Genomic DNA, 515 nt, shown 5'->3' with positions numbered 1-515 from the left:
GCCCGCCGGATCGCAATGACGGAAGCGGACCTCTACCTGACTGATGAATGGTGCTGCCATGGCATTTCCTTGATGCAAAAAATCACGCCATCTTGCGCAGCGCGAATCGCTGCAGCTTGCCCGTCTCGGTGCGCGGCAGCGCGGACACGAACTCGATGGCGCGGGGATACTTGTAGGGCGCGATCGTCGCCTTGACGAATTGCTGCATGGCCGCCACCAGTGCCTCGCTCGGCGCGAAGCCGGGCTTGAGCACCACGAAGGCCTTGACCAATTGGCCGCGCTCGTCATCGGGCGCGCCGACCACGCCGCATTCGGCCACCGCTTCATGGCGCAGCAGCGCTGCCTCCACCTCCGGCCCGGCGATGTTGTAGCCGGCCGAGATGATCATGTCGTCGGAGCGCGCGGCGAAGTGCAGATAACCATCCTCGTCCTGGAAGAAGGAATCGCCGGTCAGGTTCCAGCCCTTGCGCACATACTTGGTCTGGCGGTCGTCGGCCAGATAGCGGCATCCGGTC

The 515-nt window shown here is 64.3% G+C and carries 1 pseudogene; it reads right to left on the bottom strand.

What is annotated here, in order from left to right:
* Positions 1 to 82: 82 nt before the first annotated feature.
* Positions 83 to 515, bottom strand: a pseudogene (locus tag DNK89_RS24005) (AMP-binding protein); the annotation flags it as partial.

This window comes from Acidovorax sp. ST3, assembly GCF_003231145.1.
In the GTDB taxonomy this organism is placed as follows: domain Bacteria; phylum Pseudomonadota; class Gammaproteobacteria; order Burkholderiales; family Burkholderiaceae_C; genus Acidovorax.
This window is presented reverse-complemented; position numbering and strand designations above follow the sequence as displayed.